Origin of the sequence: Rubrivivax sp. A210 (genome assembly GCF_904426505.1) — a bacterium.
Lineage (GTDB): Bacteria > Pseudomonadota > Gammaproteobacteria > Burkholderiales > Burkholderiaceae_C > Rubrivivax.
Genome location: NZ_CAJGBN010000002.1, coordinates 81750 through 95799, shown reverse-complemented (window position 1 = coordinate 95799; position 14050 = coordinate 81750). Strand labels below are relative to the sequence as shown.

Annotated in this window: 8 protein-coding genes; 3 read left to right on the top strand and 5 right to left on the bottom strand. The window is 68.5% G+C overall.

The features are described from left to right. Positions 1-17: 17 nt before the first annotated feature. Positions 18-2600 carry a S8 family serine peptidase gene (locus JMV16_RS24505; protein ID WP_310737069.1) on the bottom strand — a complete coding sequence of 861 codons (2583 nt, stop codon included), beginning with the start codon at positions 2598-2600 and terminating at the stop codon, positions 18-20. Between the two features lie 326 nt (positions 2601-2926). On the opposite strand from JMV16_RS24505, the gene argJ reads away from it, so the two are divergent. Beyond that, on the top strand, positions 2927-4174 hold the full coding sequence (argJ, locus tag JMV16_RS04160; RefSeq protein ID WP_201492921.1) for a bifunctional glutamate N-acetyltransferase/amino-acid acetyltransferase ArgJ: 1248 nt from the start codon (positions 2927-2929) through the stop codon (positions 4172-4174). Between the two features lie 19 nt (positions 4175-4193). After that, complete coding sequence (locus JMV16_RS04155; RefSeq protein WP_236580351.1) at positions 4194-5498, top strand: MFS transporter; 1305 nt, start codon at positions 4194-4196, stop codon at positions 5496-5498. A gap of 14 nt (positions 5499-5512) precedes the next feature. On the opposite strand, the gene JMV16_RS04150 is transcribed toward JMV16_RS04155, so the two are convergent. The 4 genes from JMV16_RS04150 to ugpB are packed head-to-tail and all read right to left on the bottom strand — an operon-like array spanning position 5513 to position 9688. Further along, a complete protein-coding gene (locus JMV16_RS04150; protein ID WP_201492919.1) occupies positions 5513-6574 on the bottom strand; it encodes a sn-glycerol-3-phosphate import ATP-binding protein UgpC in 1062 nt (353 codons plus the stop codon). 6 nt (positions 6575-6580) lie between these two features. Continuing rightward, entirely contained in the window at positions 6581-7441 is an 861-nt protein-coding gene (ugpE, locus tag JMV16_RS04145; protein WP_201492918.1) for a sn-glycerol-3-phosphate ABC transporter permease UgpE, read from the bottom strand. Positions 7442-7457: 16 nt separating this feature from the next. Next, positions 7458-8345 carry a sn-glycerol-3-phosphate ABC transporter permease UgpA gene (gene ugpA, locus JMV16_RS04140; protein WP_201492917.1) on the bottom strand — a complete coding sequence of 296 codons (888 nt, stop codon included), beginning with the start codon at positions 8343-8345 and terminating at the stop codon, positions 7458-7460. A 29-nt stretch (positions 8346-8374) separates the two neighbouring features. Next, a complete protein-coding gene (ugpB, locus tag JMV16_RS04135; protein WP_201492916.1) occupies positions 8375-9688 on the bottom strand; it encodes a sn-glycerol-3-phosphate ABC transporter substrate-binding protein UgpB in 1314 nt (437 codons plus the stop codon). A 186-nt stretch (positions 9689-9874) separates the two neighbouring features. Here ugpB and JMV16_RS04130 point away from each other — a divergent pair, with 186 nt between their 5' ends. Then, positions 9875-13801 (top strand): FAD/FMN-binding oxidoreductase, encoded by a 3927-nt coding sequence (locus tag JMV16_RS04130; RefSeq protein ID WP_201492915.1) that lies wholly within the window; start codon positions 9875-9877, stop codon positions 13799-13801. The last annotated feature ends 249 nt before the right edge of the window (positions 13802-14050 follow it).

Here is a 14050-nt window from a genome sequence, read left to right as displayed (position 1 = left end):
CCGCGGCGGTGCCGGGCTCAGGGCCGGGCGACGGTGATCACCGGCGACGACCAGGTCTCGAAGTGGGCGGGGTTCTTCTTGTCGGCCAGCGCCTTGGTCACGGTGACGCGGACGATGTAGCTGCCATTGGGAGCCACGCTCCACTGGTTGAGCTTGGCCGGATCCTTCTTGAACACCTGGCCGTCCCAGGCGAAGGCGAAGAAGCCGGTGGGCGAGCCATTGCGCGTGACCCATTCGTCCAGGCTCACGCGGCCCACGACATTGCCGGTGGCAGCGTCGAGCGCCTCGAGCAGCACGCGCTCGGAGTGGTGGTCGAGGTGGATCAGGAAGAACGGGATGTCGTCACCCGCCATCGTGTAGCTCGCGCCGGTGGGCATGTTGTTGAAGAAGCCACCGCTGAGCTGGGCCAGCCAGGGGAAGCCGTTGGCCGTGGGGGCCAGGACCTGGATGGACTGGTAGTCGCCCTTGAAGCCGGCGTAGGGCACGCGCAGCGGCGCGCCGCCGTCGCGCGGCGTCAGCACGATGTAGCCGCCGTAGATGCCCTTGTCCTCAAGCTGCGTGCCGTCGGGCGGCGTGATGGTCACCGAGACTTCGGCGTCGTCCTCGCCCGCGGGTACCGTGACCGAGGCGGCGCTGAATGCCACGCCGGCCGAGGCCGCGAAGTTGGTCAAGCCGGGCGCCTGCACAAAGGTGAAGGGGCCGGTGGCCAGTGCCGCGACATGGCTGAGGTCATAGGTGGAGCCGGCGGCCGCGCGGATCTTGAGCTTCTGGCGGAAGGGCCGTGCCGAGCTTTCGCCGACCGCGATCTCGCTGGGCTCGACGGTGGTACGGGTGTCAATGGCGCCGACGATGTCCATCATGCCCGCGCCTTGGCGGTGCACATGGTCAAGGAAGCCGAGGCCGGGGTTGCCGCCCCAGGCCTTGGGATCGGCCGTGTTCTGCAGCAGCGTCTTCATGCGCGCCGGGCTGGTGCGCGGACGCGCCTGCAGCACCAGAGCGGCGCCGCCGGCAACGTGGGGCGAGGACATCGAGGTGCCCGACAGCGTGGCGTAGCCGCCTTCTTCCAGCGGGTAGGTGGAGAAGATGGCGCCGCCCGGGGCGCCGATATTGGGCTTGACGCTCAGATCGGCGGCGAGGCCGAAGGAACTGAAGCCCGAGATCAGGCCGCCGGTGCCGAAGGGATAGCCGACGAAGTCGGTGCCCCAGGTCAGCGAGGCCGGGCCCGCGGCGATGGCCGCATTGAGCGCCGCGCCCTGGGCCGCGGTGACCGCGACCACCGGGATGGTGATGGCGGGCGCGCCGGCCACCGTGGGGCTGAGCGCACCGGCGGCGTTGTTGAAGAGCACCACGGCCGCTGCGCCTGCGGCCTGGGCGTTGAAGGCCTTGGTGTAGAAGGTGCAGGTGCCGCGGCGGATGAGCACGGCCGTGCCGGTGAGGCTGCCTGCGGGCAGGGCCGCGCAGCCATCATTGGCGACGAGGGTCGCGCTGGTGCGTGCCAGAGGCAGGCTGCCGCTGGTGGGCGGCAGCGGAGAGCCGGTGGCCGGGTTGTAGCCAAACGGCGTGGCGCCGACGGTGAAGGCACGTTGCGCGTTGTCGAAGGAGGCAACGCCGATGACGTCGCTGCCCACGCCCGGCGCGCCGGCGGCGTAGAGGCCGTCTGGCGTCGAGCCCTGCGGGCCGTTGTTGCCGATGGAGGCAACCACGATGACGCCGCGCTTGGACAGGCGGCTGGTGGCCACCGCGGTCGGGTATTGCGGCCATTGGCGGGCCGAGCCCAGGCTCTGGTTGACGACGTCCATGCCATCGGCCAAGGCGCGCTCGAGTGCGGCGAGGATGACGTCGTCGCTGGTCGAGCCATCGCAGCCGAACACGCGGTAGGCGCCGAAGGTCACGCCCGGAGCCACGCCCTTGATGGCGCCGTTGGCGCCGACGATGCCTGCGACGTGGGTGCCGTGGCCGTTGCAGTCATCGGGGTTGGCGTCGGGCACCGGGTTGGGATTGGTGTTGGCGTCGTAGGCGTCGCCGACGAAGTCGAAGCCGTAGCGCACGCGTGCGCTGGGGAAGGCGGTGCCGCCTGCCACACCGCCGCCGCCGAGGTCGGGGTGGTCGATGTCGATGCCGGTGTCGATGATGCCGACCTTGATGCCGGCGCCGGTGACGCCGCGTGTCTGCGCGATGTTGGCGCCGGTCAGGGCCACGGCCGCGGCCATCTCGGGCGCGCTACCCTGGCCGCCGGCCTCGGGCTTGGGTGCCTGCACGGTGCCCACCGGGTACATGGCCTTGAAGCCGGGCAGCTTGGCCAGCAGGGCGCGCTCGGCCGGCGTTGCGTGGACCGCGAAGCCGTTGAAGAGCACGTCATAGGCGCGGCGCTCCTTGAACTTGACGCCGGCGGCCGCGGCCGACTTGCGGAAGGCGTCCTTCTCGGACTTGACGGCAGCCTTGCTGTTGCCATCGGCCTCGGGGGCACCGGCCAGTTCCACGAACCACAGATTGCCACCCTCGGCCGCCGACATGGCGACCGAGCCCTGGGAATAGGCCCATCCGGACGTCAGCGTCAGTGCCGCTGCGGCCATCAGGCTCTTGACATGCTTTCTGCTCATTCGTACTCCACTCCAGCATTGCGCCCCGGGTCGAGGCGGGTTGAGATGCAGGCCCGCCGGGTTGCGGCGGGCTGCGTCATCGGCACATTCGGGACACTGCGCCGCAAGTTCCGAGCCATGGCTCCAGTTCTTCGCTGCACGGTGTGCCCGAGAGGTCAGGCATATTGAATAGCTTCTTGCGGCTACAGACGAGGTCTTACCCGCAGCTGCGCCCCCCTCGACTAGGGGGGTTATGTCCTTGCGCGGGCAATGGCGCAACGCCTGGCGCCATGCCTTCGCACGACCTCCTACACTGTCGGTCCCCTGAATCGACCTGCCGCTGCGCCATGCCCGTCAATCTTCAAGCCCCCGATCCGCAACAGTTGCATGCCGTGCCCGGCCTGCGCATCGGCGTGGCGATGGCCGGCGTGCGCAAGCCCAACCGGCGCGACCTGGTGGTGTTCGCGCTCGACGAAGGTGCAGCCGTGGCCGGCGTGTTCACGCGCAACCGTTTCTGCGCCGCGCCGGTGCAACTGTGCCGCGAGCACCTGCGCCAACGGCCATCGGGCCAGGGCATACGTGCGCTCGTCGTCAACACCGGCAATGCCAATGCCGGCACCGGGGCCGATGGCCTGGCGCGTGCGCGCCGCACCTGCGCTGCTGTGGCCGGTCTGATGGGATTGCAGCAGGGCCAGGTGCTGCCCTTTTCCACGGGCGTGATCATGGAGACGCTGCCGGTGGAGCGCATCGAGGCCGGCCTGCCGGCAGCGCTGGCCGACCTGGCGCCGGCGCACTGGTTCGAGGCGGCCCAGGGCATCATGACCACCGACACGCTGCCCAAGGCGGCATCGCGCCAGATCGTCATCGACGGCCACACCGTCACCGTCACCGGCATTTCCAAGGGCGCCGGCATGATCCGTCCGGACATGGCCACCATGCTGGGCTATATCGCCACCGATGCGGCCATCGATCCTGCCCTGCTCCAGCCCCTGCTGGACGATGCCGCGGCGCAGAGCTTCAACCGCATCACCATCGACGGCGACACCTCGACCAATGACTCGTTCATGCTGATGGCCACGCGCCGCGCGGCGCATGCGCCCATCACCTCGCTGGCTTCTGCCGCCGGCCGCGCGCTGCGCGACGCCGTGGTGGCGGTGGCCCAGCAACTGGCCCAGGCCATCGTGCGCGATGGCGAGGGCGCGACCAAGTTCATCACCATCCAGGTGCAGGGCGGGCGCGACGAGGCCGAGTGCCGGCTTGCCGCCTATGCCGTGGCGCATTCGCCCCTGGTCAAGACCGCCTTCTTCGCCAGCGACCCCAACCTCGGCCGCATCCTGGCGGCGGTGGGCTATGCCGGCATTGCCGATCTCGACCAGGGCCTGATCGACCTCTTCCTCGACGACGTGCACGTGGTCCATCAGGGCGGCCGCCACCCCGGCTACCGCGAGGAAGACGGCCAGCGCGTGATGAAGCAAAGCGAGATCACCGTGCGCGTGCACCTGCACCGCGCGGATGGCGATGGGGCCGAGGCCACCGTGTGGACCTGTGATCTCTCGCACGACTACGTCAGCATCAACGCCGACTACCGTTCCTGAGCTGCCCCCGAGCCCACATTTGCGCCTGCCCGCACTGTTACGCCTGCCAGACGGCGACCTGCTGCGGGATCCCGCCTACCGGCGGCTGTGGACTTCCATCCTCACCGCGTCATTCGGCAACCAGGTGATGCTGCTGGCGCTGCCGCTCACCGCGGCGGTGCTGCTGCAGGCCAGCCCCACGCAGATGGGGCTGCTGACCACGGTCGAGTTGCTGCCCTTCATCCTGTTCTCGCTGCCCTCGGGCGTCTGGCTGGACCGCGTGCGCAAGCTGCCGGTCTATGTGGTGGGTGAGCTTGCGGTGGCGTTGGCGGCTTTAAGCGTGCCGCTGGCCTGGTGGATGGGCTGGCTGGCGATGCCCTGGCTCTACGCGGTGGGCTTCGTGATGGGGCTGGTACACACGGTTTCGGGCAGTGCCTCGCAGATCGTGCTGACCCAGGTGGTGGCGCGCGAGCGCCTGGTCGAGGCCCATGCCAAGAACGCGCTCGCCGGCTCGGGCGCCGAGGTGCTGGGGCCGGGCCTGGCGGGGGCGCTGATCAAGGTCTTCGGCGCGCCGCTGGCCCTGGTGGTCAATGCGCTGCTGCTGATCGGATCGGCGCTCATCCTGCGCGGCATCCGCATCCACGAGCGCCGCGAGCCGCGCCCGCAGGCGCACTTCGGGCGCGACCTGATGGTGGGGCTGCGCTTCTGCGTCGGCAACCGCCTGCTGCTTACCCTGGGGCTGCTGATGGCCGTGTGGCAGATGTGCCACCACGCGGCCATCACCGTGCAAATCCTGTTTGCCACCCGCACCCTGGGCCTGTCGGAGCAGGCCATCGGCCTTTGCTACATGGGCATGGGCGTGGGCACCATCAGCGGCAGCGTGTTCGGCCGCCGCATCAGCCAGCGCCTGGGCCCCGGGCCTTGTCTGGTGATCGGCTACGCCGTCACCGCGCTGGGCTGGGTGATGCTGGCGCTGGCGCCGGCCAATGCCTGGGGCGTGGCCGCCTTCGCGCTGATGCTGATGATGTTCACCACCGGCGCGGTCTTCATCTTCATCAACTTCCTGGCCCTGCGCCAGGCAGTGACGCCCGAGCCGCTGCTGGGCCGCATGACGGCCACAATGCGCTGGCTCACGCTGCTGGCGGCCGGCCCCGGCGCGCTGCTGGGCGGCTGGCTGGGCGAGCACCTGGGCCTGCGTGCCGCGCTGGCCTTTGCCGGCGGCACGGCCGTGCTGCTGGCCCTGGTGGCTTGGCGGGTGCCGATGATCCGGCAACTGCGCCGCCTGCCCGAAGCCGAGCGCGACACCGACTGGCTGGGGCTGGAAGCTGACGTGCGGCCGATGTGAGGCTGGCCGCCTGATCAGACGCGCTGGCCGCTGGCCGCGTCGAACCAGTGCAGATGCCGGGGTTCGGCATTGATGCGCACCGTCTCGCCCACCTTGGGCGGCACCAGCGTGCCCTCGATGCGCAGCGTACACAGCGTGCCGCCCAGCAGGCCGTAGACCAGGCGCTCGGCGCCCAGCATCTCGAGCATCTCCACCTGCAGTGGCCAGGGGCCGGCGGGATCAAGTGCCACATGCTCGGGGCGCAGGCCCAGCGTGAGCGCGCCGTCGCGCGGTGCGGCGGCCGGCAGGGCCAGCGTGGCGCCGGCCACCGCGAAGCTGGCGCCGGTGGCCGTGCCGGCGAGCAAATTCATCGGCGGCGAGCCGATGAAGCCGGCGACGAAGGTCGAGGCCGGCGTGCCGTAGACCTGCTCGGGCGTGCCGATCTGCTCGATGCGCCCGCCGTTCATCACGATCATGCGCTCGGCCAGCGTCATCGCCTCGACCTGGTCGTGCGTGACGAAGAGCGAGGTAACGCCGAGTTCGCGGTGCAGCTTCTGGATCTCGAGCCGGGTCTGGGCGCGCAGCTTGGCGTCCAGGTTGGACAGCGGCTCGTCGAAGAGAAACACCTGGGGCTGGCGCACGATGGCGCGGCCCATGGCGACGCGCTGGCGCTGGCCGCCCGAAAGTTCGCGCGGCTTGCGCGCCAGCAGGCTGCCGAGTTCGAGAATGCGCGCCGCCTTCTGCACCCGCGCCTCGATCTCGGCCTTGGGCTTCTTGGCGATCTTCAGGCCGTAGGCCATGTTGTCGTAGACGCTCATGTGCGGGTAGAGCGCGTAGTTCTGGAACACCATGGCGATGTCGCGCTCGGCCGGCTCAAGCTGGTTGACGATGCGCCCGCCGATGTGGATCTCGCCGCCAGTGATGTCTTCCAGCCCTGCCACCATGCGCAGCAACGTGCTCTTGCCGCAGCCGCTGGGGCCGACGATGACGATGAACTCGCCGTCGGGAATCTCGGCGTCCACGCCATGGATCACCTTGTTGGCCTTGGCCCCGTGGCCATAGGCCTTCTCGACCTTGCGCAGCGAAATCGATCCCATGTGCCTCTACTTCTCGGTGTCCACCAGGCCCTTGACGAACCAGCGCTGCATCAGCACGACGACCAGCGCCGGCGGCAGCATGGCCAGCAGGGCCGTGGCCATGACGATGTTCCAGTCGATGGCGGCGTCGCCGCCGCCGGAAATCATGCGCTTGATGCCCATCACCACCGGCGCCATGTGCTCGCTGGTGGTCACCAGCAGCGGCCACAGGTACTGGTTCCAGCCGTAGATGAACTGGATCACGAACAGCGCCGCGATGGACGTGCGCGACAGCGGCAGCAGCACGTCCCAGAAGAAGCGCATGGGCCCGGCACCGTCGATGCGCGCCGCTTCCACCAACTCGTCGGGCACGGTGAGGAAGAACTGGCGGAACAGGAAGGTGGCGGTGGCCGAGGCGATGAGAGGGATGGTGAGGCCGGCGTAGCTGTCGAGCAGGCCGAGGTCGGACACCACCTTGTAGGTGGGCAGGATGCGCACCTCCACCGGCAGCATCAGCGTCACGAAGATCATCCAGAACACGACGTTGCGCAGCGGGAAGCGGAAGTACACCACCGCGAAGGCGCTGAGCAGGCTGATGGCGATCTTGCCGATGGAGATGACGAGCGCGCTGACCAGGCTCACCCACAGCATGGGCGCCACCGGCGGCGTGCGCGCGCCGTTGTCGGTCTGGCCGCCGAACAGCGCCAGCTTGAAGCTGTCGCTGAAGTTGCTGCCCGGCAGCAGCGACATCGGCGCCTGCTGCGCGATCTCCCTGGCCGTGTGGGTGGCGGCGATGAAGGTCAGGTAGATGGGGAAGGCGACGATCAGCACGCCCAGCACCAGCACCAGGTGGGACAGCACGCGGGCGACGGGGCGGTTCTCGATCACGGCCGGCGGGCTTTCATCAGTACTGCACCTTCTTCTCGACGTAGCGGAACTGCAGCACCGTGAGCGCGATGACGATGAGCATCAGCACCACCGACTGCGCCGCCGAACTGCCCAGGTCCAGCGCCTTGAAGCCGTCGAAGTAGACCTTGTAGACCAGGATGGCCGTGTCCTTGCCGGGCCCGCCCTGGGTGGCGGCGTCGACGATGGCAAAGGTCTCGAAGAAGGCGTAGATGACGTTGATGACGAGCAGGAAGAAGGTGGTGGGCGATAGCAGCGGGAACTGCACCGTCCAGAAGCGGCGCCACGGCCCGGCGCCGTCGATGGCCGCGGCCTCGATCAGGCTCTTGGGGATGGACTGCAGCCCGGCCAGGAAGAAGAGGAAGTTGTACGAGATCTGCTTCCACACCGCGGCCATCACGATCAGCGCCATCGCATGGTTGCCGTCCAGCAGGTGGTTCCATTCGAAGCCCAGGCGGCGCAGCGCGAAGCTCACCACGCCCACCGAGGGCGCGAAGAGAAACAGCCACAGCACGCCGGCCACCGCCGGCGCCACTGCATAGGGCAGGATCAGGAAGGTCTTGTAGAAGGTGGCGCCCTTGACGACGCGGTCGGCCATCACCGCCAGCAGCAGTGCCACCGTGAGGCCGACGCCGGCCACCAGCACCGAGAAGACGGCGGTGGTTCGGAACGAGGCGAGGTAGGTGTCGTCTGCGAAGAGGCGAGTGAAGTTCTCGGCACCGACGAACTGGGTCGTGGTGCCGAAGGCGTCTTCCAGCATCACGCTCTGGTAGAGCGCCTGGCCGGCGGGCCAGAAGAAGAACACCAGCACCACGGCCATCTGCGGCGCCACCAGCACCCAGGGCAGCCACCAGCTCTTGAAGCGGACGCGCTTTTCGACGGCCATCTAGCGGGCGGGGCTTGGTGGCCGGCGACTCAACCCTTGTTGGCTTTCTCGAAGCGCTCAAGCAACTCGTTGCCGCGCTTGACGACACTGTCCAGCGCCTCCTTGGCCGTCTTCTTGCCGCCCCAGACCTGCTCGAGTTCTTCGTCCTCCACCGCGCGGATCTGCACGTAGTTGCCCAGGCGGATGCCGCGCGACTTGTCGGTGGTCTTGCGGATCATCTGGTTCACCGCGGTGTCGGTGCCCGGGTTGGCCTTGTAGAAGCCCGATTTCTCGGTCAGCTGGAAGGCGGCCATGGTGATGGGCAGGTAGCCGGTGCGCTTGTGGCTGGCCGACTGCACGTCCGGGTTGGAGAGGTAGTTGAAGAAGGCGGCCACACCCTTGTACTCGGCCGGCTTCTTGCCCGAGGTGACCCACAGGCTGGCGCCGCCGATGACGGTGTTCTGCGGCGCGCCCGGCACGTCGGGGTAGTAGGGCAGGGTGGCCAGGGCGTAGGCGAACTTGGCATTGCGCTTGACGTTGCCGTAGAAGCCCGAGGACGTGGTGATCATCGCGCACTCGCCCGAGACGAAGGTGGCCTCGGGCACGTTGCCGCGGCCCTTGTAGATGAAGAGACCCTGCTTGGCCATGTTGGCCAGGTTCTCGATGTGGCGCACATGCAGCGGCGAGTTCACTACCATGCGCGCGTTCATGCCGCCCAGGCCGTTGCGCTGCGTGGCCAGCTCGACGTTGTGCCAGGTCGAGAAGCTTTCGAGCTGGGTCCAGCCCTGCCAGGCGGTGGTGAAGGGGCACTTGTGGCCGCTGGCCTTGAGCTTGGCGGCGGCCAGTGCCACCTCGGGCCAGGTGGTGGGCGGCTTGTCGGCGTCCAGGCCGGCGGCCTTGAAGGCGTCGCGGTTGATGTAGAAGACCGTGGTCGAGCTGTTGAAGGGGAAGCTCAGCATCTGCCCGTTGGGCGCGGTGTAGTAGCCGGCCACCGCGGGCACGTAGGCGGCAGGGTCGAACTTGTAGCCGGCGTCGGTCATCAGCTTGCCCACCGGCATTACCACGCCCTTGCTGGCCATCATGGTGGCGGTGCCGACCTCGAAGACCTGCAGGATGTGCGGCGCATTGCCCGAGCGGAAGGCGGCCACCGCGGCCGTCATCGATTCGTCGTAGCTGCCCTTGAAGGTGGGCACGATCTTGTATTCCTTCTGGCTGGCGTTGAAATCCTTGGCCAGGTCGTTGACCCACTCGTTGTTGACGGCGGTCATCGAATGCCACCACTGGATCTCGGTCTGGGCCGCGGCGGGCAGGGCGAAGGCGGCGGCCAGCGCGGCGGCGGCGAGGGCAGGGGACTTTTGAATCATGGCTACTCCGGGCGGTCTTTCTTCTGGGCTGAAGCGGTGATGATGCGCCGCTTCGGTGACGCCCCGGTTTCTGTCATGCCTGGGCGGCCGGGGCAACGGGACTAACCCGCCGCGCCCATCGTCGACCGCCGCACAACCCCTGGCGCGGCTGGCCCGGGGCCCTGCGTTAGCATTCGCGCTTACCCTATGAATGCACCGCTTCCGATACCCGCGGCCCTCCGTGGCGCACCCGTGGACGACCCGCACGGCGGCCTGCCGCGGCTGCGCGAGATTCCCTACAACTACACCTCGTTCTCCGACCGCGAGATCGTGCAGCGCCTGCTCGGACCGCGAGCCTGGGGCATCCTCACCCAGCTGCGCCAGGAGCGCCGCACCGGCCGCAGCGCGCGCATGCTTTACGAGGTGCTGGGCGACATCTGGGTGGTGCAGCGCAACCCCTACCTCGAAGACGACCTGCTCGAGAACCCGAAGCGCCGGGCGCTGCTGATCGAGGCCTTGCACCATCGCCTGGCCGAGGTCGGCAAGCGCCGCACGCCGGCCGACGACCCGCAGCGCGACCAGCTGGTGGGCGAGTTGCTCACGGCGGCCGGCGCCGCGGTGGACGCCTTCGCGGCCCAGTTCCGAGCGGTGTGGGATTTGCGCAAGGCCGCGCGCCGCGTGCTTGGCCGCGCCACCGCCCGCGACAACATCAAGTTCGACGGCCTGAGCCGCGTCGCCCACGTCACCGACGCCACCGACTGGCGCGTCGAGTACCCCTTCGTCGTGCTCACCCCCGACAGCGAGGCCGAGATGGCGGCCCTGGTCAAGGGCTGCATCGACCTCGGTCTCACCATCATCCCGCGCGGCGGTGGCACCGGCTACACCGGCGGCGCCGTGCCGCTCACCTGGAAGAGCGCGGTCATCAACACCGAGAAGCTCGAGGCCATGAGCGAGGTCGAGATGGTCGCGCTGCCGGGCGTCGCCCTTCCGGTGGCCACCATCTTCAGCGAGGCCGGCGTCGTCACCCAGCGCGTGGCCGATGCGGCCGAGCGCGGCGGCTTTGTCTTCGCGGTCGACCCCACCAGCGCCGAGGCCAGCTGCATTGGCGGCAACGTGGCCATGAACGCCGGCGGCAAGAAGGCCGTGCTGTGGGGCACGGCGCTCGACAACCTGGCAAGCTGGAAGATGGTCACGCCCGAGGCCAAGTGGCTGGAGGTGACCCGCCTCAACCACAACCTGGGGAAGATTCATGATGTCGAGGTCGCCAGCTTCGAGCTGAAGTACTTCGACGCCAGCGGCAGGAAGCTCGAACGCACCGAGCGCCTGGACATCCCCGGCGGCGTGTTCCGCAAGGAAGGCCTGGGCAAGGACGTCACCGACAAGTTCCTCGCCGGTCTGCCCGGCATCCAGAAAGAAGGCTGCGACGGCCTCATCACCAGCGCACGCTGGGTGGTACACCGCATGCCGGCCCATGTGCGCACGGTCTGCCTCGAGTTCTTCGGCAATGCCAAGGACGCCGTGCCCAGCATCGTCGAGATCAAGGACTATCTCTTCTCACTGGCCGACCAGGGTGTCCTGCTCGCCGGCCTGGAGCACCTGGACGACCGCTACCTCAAGGCCGTGGGCTATGCCACCAAGAGCAAGCGCGCGCTCACGGGCTCGGGCCTGCCCAAGATGGTGCTGGTGGGCGACATCGTCGGCGACGACGCCGACGCCGTGGCGCGCGCCACCAGCGAGGTGGTGCGCATCGCCAACAGCCGCGCCGGCGAGGGCTTCGTCGCCGTCAGCGCCGACGCGCGCAAGAAGTTCTGGCTCGACCGCAAGCGCACCGCGGCCATCGCGCGCCACACCAACGCCTTCAAGATCAACGAAGACGTGGTGATTCCGCTGCCGCGCATGGGCGAGTACACCGAGGGCATAGAGCGCATCAACATCGAGCTGAGCCTGCGCAACAAGCTCGAGCTGGTGGCGGCGCTGCAGGCCTTCTTCCAGCGCGGCCAGCTGCCGCTGGGCAAAGGTGACGACGCCGGCGAGATTCCCAGCGCCGAACTGCTGGAAGACCGCGTGCAGCAGGCCCTGGCCCTGCTGGCCGAGGTGGGCGCGCTGTGGCAGGGCTGGCTGGACGGGCTCGACCTGGTGCAGTCCGGCGCCAGCGAGACCGCCTTTGCCCTGTTGCAGGACTGGCGGCTGCGCGCTTCGTGGAAGACGCAGATCCTCAAGCCGCTGCAGCAGGTGTTTGCCGGCAGCGCCTTCTTGCCCCTGCTCGACGAATGCCGCCGCATCCACAAGGAGGTGCTGCGGGGCCGCGTCTGGGTGGCGCTGCACATGCACGCCGGCGACGGCAACGTCCACACCAACATCCCCGTCAACAGCGACAACTACGCCATGCTGCAGGCCGCCCACGAGGCGGTGGCGCGCATCATGGGGCTGGCGCGGCGCCTGGGCGGGGTGATCAGCGGCGAGCACGGCATCGGCATCACCAAGCTCGAATTCCTGACGGACGACGAACTGGCCGCCTTCACCGACTACAAGCGGCGCGTTGACCCCGAGGGCCGCTTCAACAAGGGCAAGCTGCTGCGCGGCACCCATGCATCCGATGGCGGCGCGCGGCCGTCGGACCTGAGCGCGGCCTACACGCCCAGCTTCGGGCTCATGGGCCACGAGTCGCTGATCATGCAGCAGAGCGACATCGGCGCCATCAGCGAGAGCATCAAGGACTGCCTGCGCTGCGGCAAGTGCAAGCCGGTGTGCGCCACCCATGTGCCGCGCGCCAACCTGCTCTACAGCCCGCGCAACAAGATCCTCGCCACCAGCCTGCTGATCGAGGCCTTCCTCTACGAAGAGCAGACGCGGCGCGGCGTCAGCGTGCGCCACTGGGCCGATTTCGAGGATGTGGCCGACCACTGCACCGTGTGCCACAAATGCCTCTCGCCCTGCCCGGTGAAGATCGACTTCGGCGATGTCACGATGGCCATGCGCAGCCTGCTGCAGCGCATGGGCAAGAAGAGCTTCCGCCCCGGCAGTGCGGCGGCCATGCTCTTCCTCAACGCCACCCATCCGCAGACCATCAAGCTGATGCGCGGCGCCATGGTCGATGTCGGCTTCAAGGTGCAGCGCTTCGTCAATGGCCTGCTGCGCCCGGCCGCGCGTGCCCAGACCCAGGCGCCGCCGGCGACGCTGGGCGCGGCGCCGCTGCGCGAGCAGGTCATCCACTTCATCAACAAGAAGATGCCCGGCGGCCTGCCCAAGAAGACGGCGCGCGCCCTGCTCGACATCGAGGACAAGGCCTACGTCCCCATCATCCGCGACCCGCGCACGACCACGGCCGAGACCGAGGCGGTGTTCTACTTTCCGGGCTGCGGCAGCGAGCGCCTGTTCAGCCAGGTGGGCCTGGCCACCCAGGCCATGCTCTGGCAAGCCGGTGTGCAGACGGTGCTGCCGCCGGGCTATCTGTGCTGCGGCTACCCGCAGCGCGGCAGCGGCCAGGCCGACAAGGCCGACAAGATCATCACCGACAACCGGGTGCTGTTCCACCGCGTCGCCAACACCCTGAACTACCTCGACATCAAGACCGTGGTGGTGAGCTGCGGCACCTGCTACGACCAGCTCCAGGGCTACCAGTTCGAGGACATCTTCCCCGGCTGCCGCATCGTCGACATCCACGAATTCCTGCTCGAGAAGGGCATCACCCTGCCCGCGCACGAGGGCGGCTACCTCTACCACGACCCCTGCCACAGCCCGATGAAGCTGCAGGAGCCGATGAAGACCGTCAAGGCCCTGGTCGGCCCCAATGTGCGCAAGAGCGAGCGCTGCTGCGGCGAGAGCGGCACGCTGGGCGTCACGCGGCCCGACATCTCGACCCAGGTGCGCTTCCGCAAGGAAGAAGAGCTGCGCAAGGACGAGGCTGCGCTGCGCGGCCAACTCGGCGCGGCAGCCGGCGCCAACCTGAAGATCCTGACCAGCTGCCCGAGCTGCCTGCAGGGCCTCAAGCGCTACGAGGACGACCTGTCCAGCGGTCTGCTCGAGGCCGACTACATCGTGGTCGAGATGGCTCGCCTGTTGCTGGGCGAGCAGTGGCTGCCCGATTACGTGGCGCGCGCCAACGCCGGCGGCATCGAGCGGGTGCTGGTCTGATCCCTGCCGGCGGGCTGATTCTCGAAATGCGGGCGGGCGCGGGACGCGAATAATCCGTGGTGAAGCGCGGGTCGGTGCATATTTCGCACCGAAATCCCTGTCCCCTCATCAATTCGAAGGAATTCGCCCCACCTTGGTGTGCTTTTGGTGCCCCCTAGATCAGGGGGAATGGCTGCCAGGGGCCGCTCGTATATCCGGTGTTCTTGTGACAATCGGTTTCGAAGTCCGGATCCTCCGGGCGGGGCATCA

Bases quoted from the DNA above. Each gene is read 5' to 3' on its own strand.
- JMV16_RS24505 (WP_310737069.1), bottom strand. From the start codon at position 2,600: ATGAGCAGAAAGCATGTCAAGAGCCTGATGGCCGCAGCGGCACTGACG.
- argJ (WP_201492921.1), top strand. From the start codon at position 2,927: ATGCCCGTCAATCTTCAAGCCCCCGATCCGCAACAGTTGCATGCCGTG.
- JMV16_RS04150 (WP_201492919.1), bottom strand. From the start codon at position 6,574: ATGGGATCGATTTCGCTGCGCAAGGTCGAGAAGGCCTATGGCCACGGG.
- ugpA (WP_201492917.1), bottom strand. From the start codon at position 8,345: ATGGCCGTCGAAAAGCGCGTCCGCTTCAAGAGCTGGTGGCTGCCCTGG.
- ugpB (WP_201492916.1), bottom strand. From the start codon at position 9,688: ATGATTCAAAAGTCCCCTGCCCTCGCCGCCGCCGCGCTGGCCGCCGCC.
- JMV16_RS04130 (WP_201492915.1), top strand. From the start codon at position 9,875: ATGAATGCACCGCTTCCGATACCCGCGGCCCTCCGTGGCGCACCCGTG.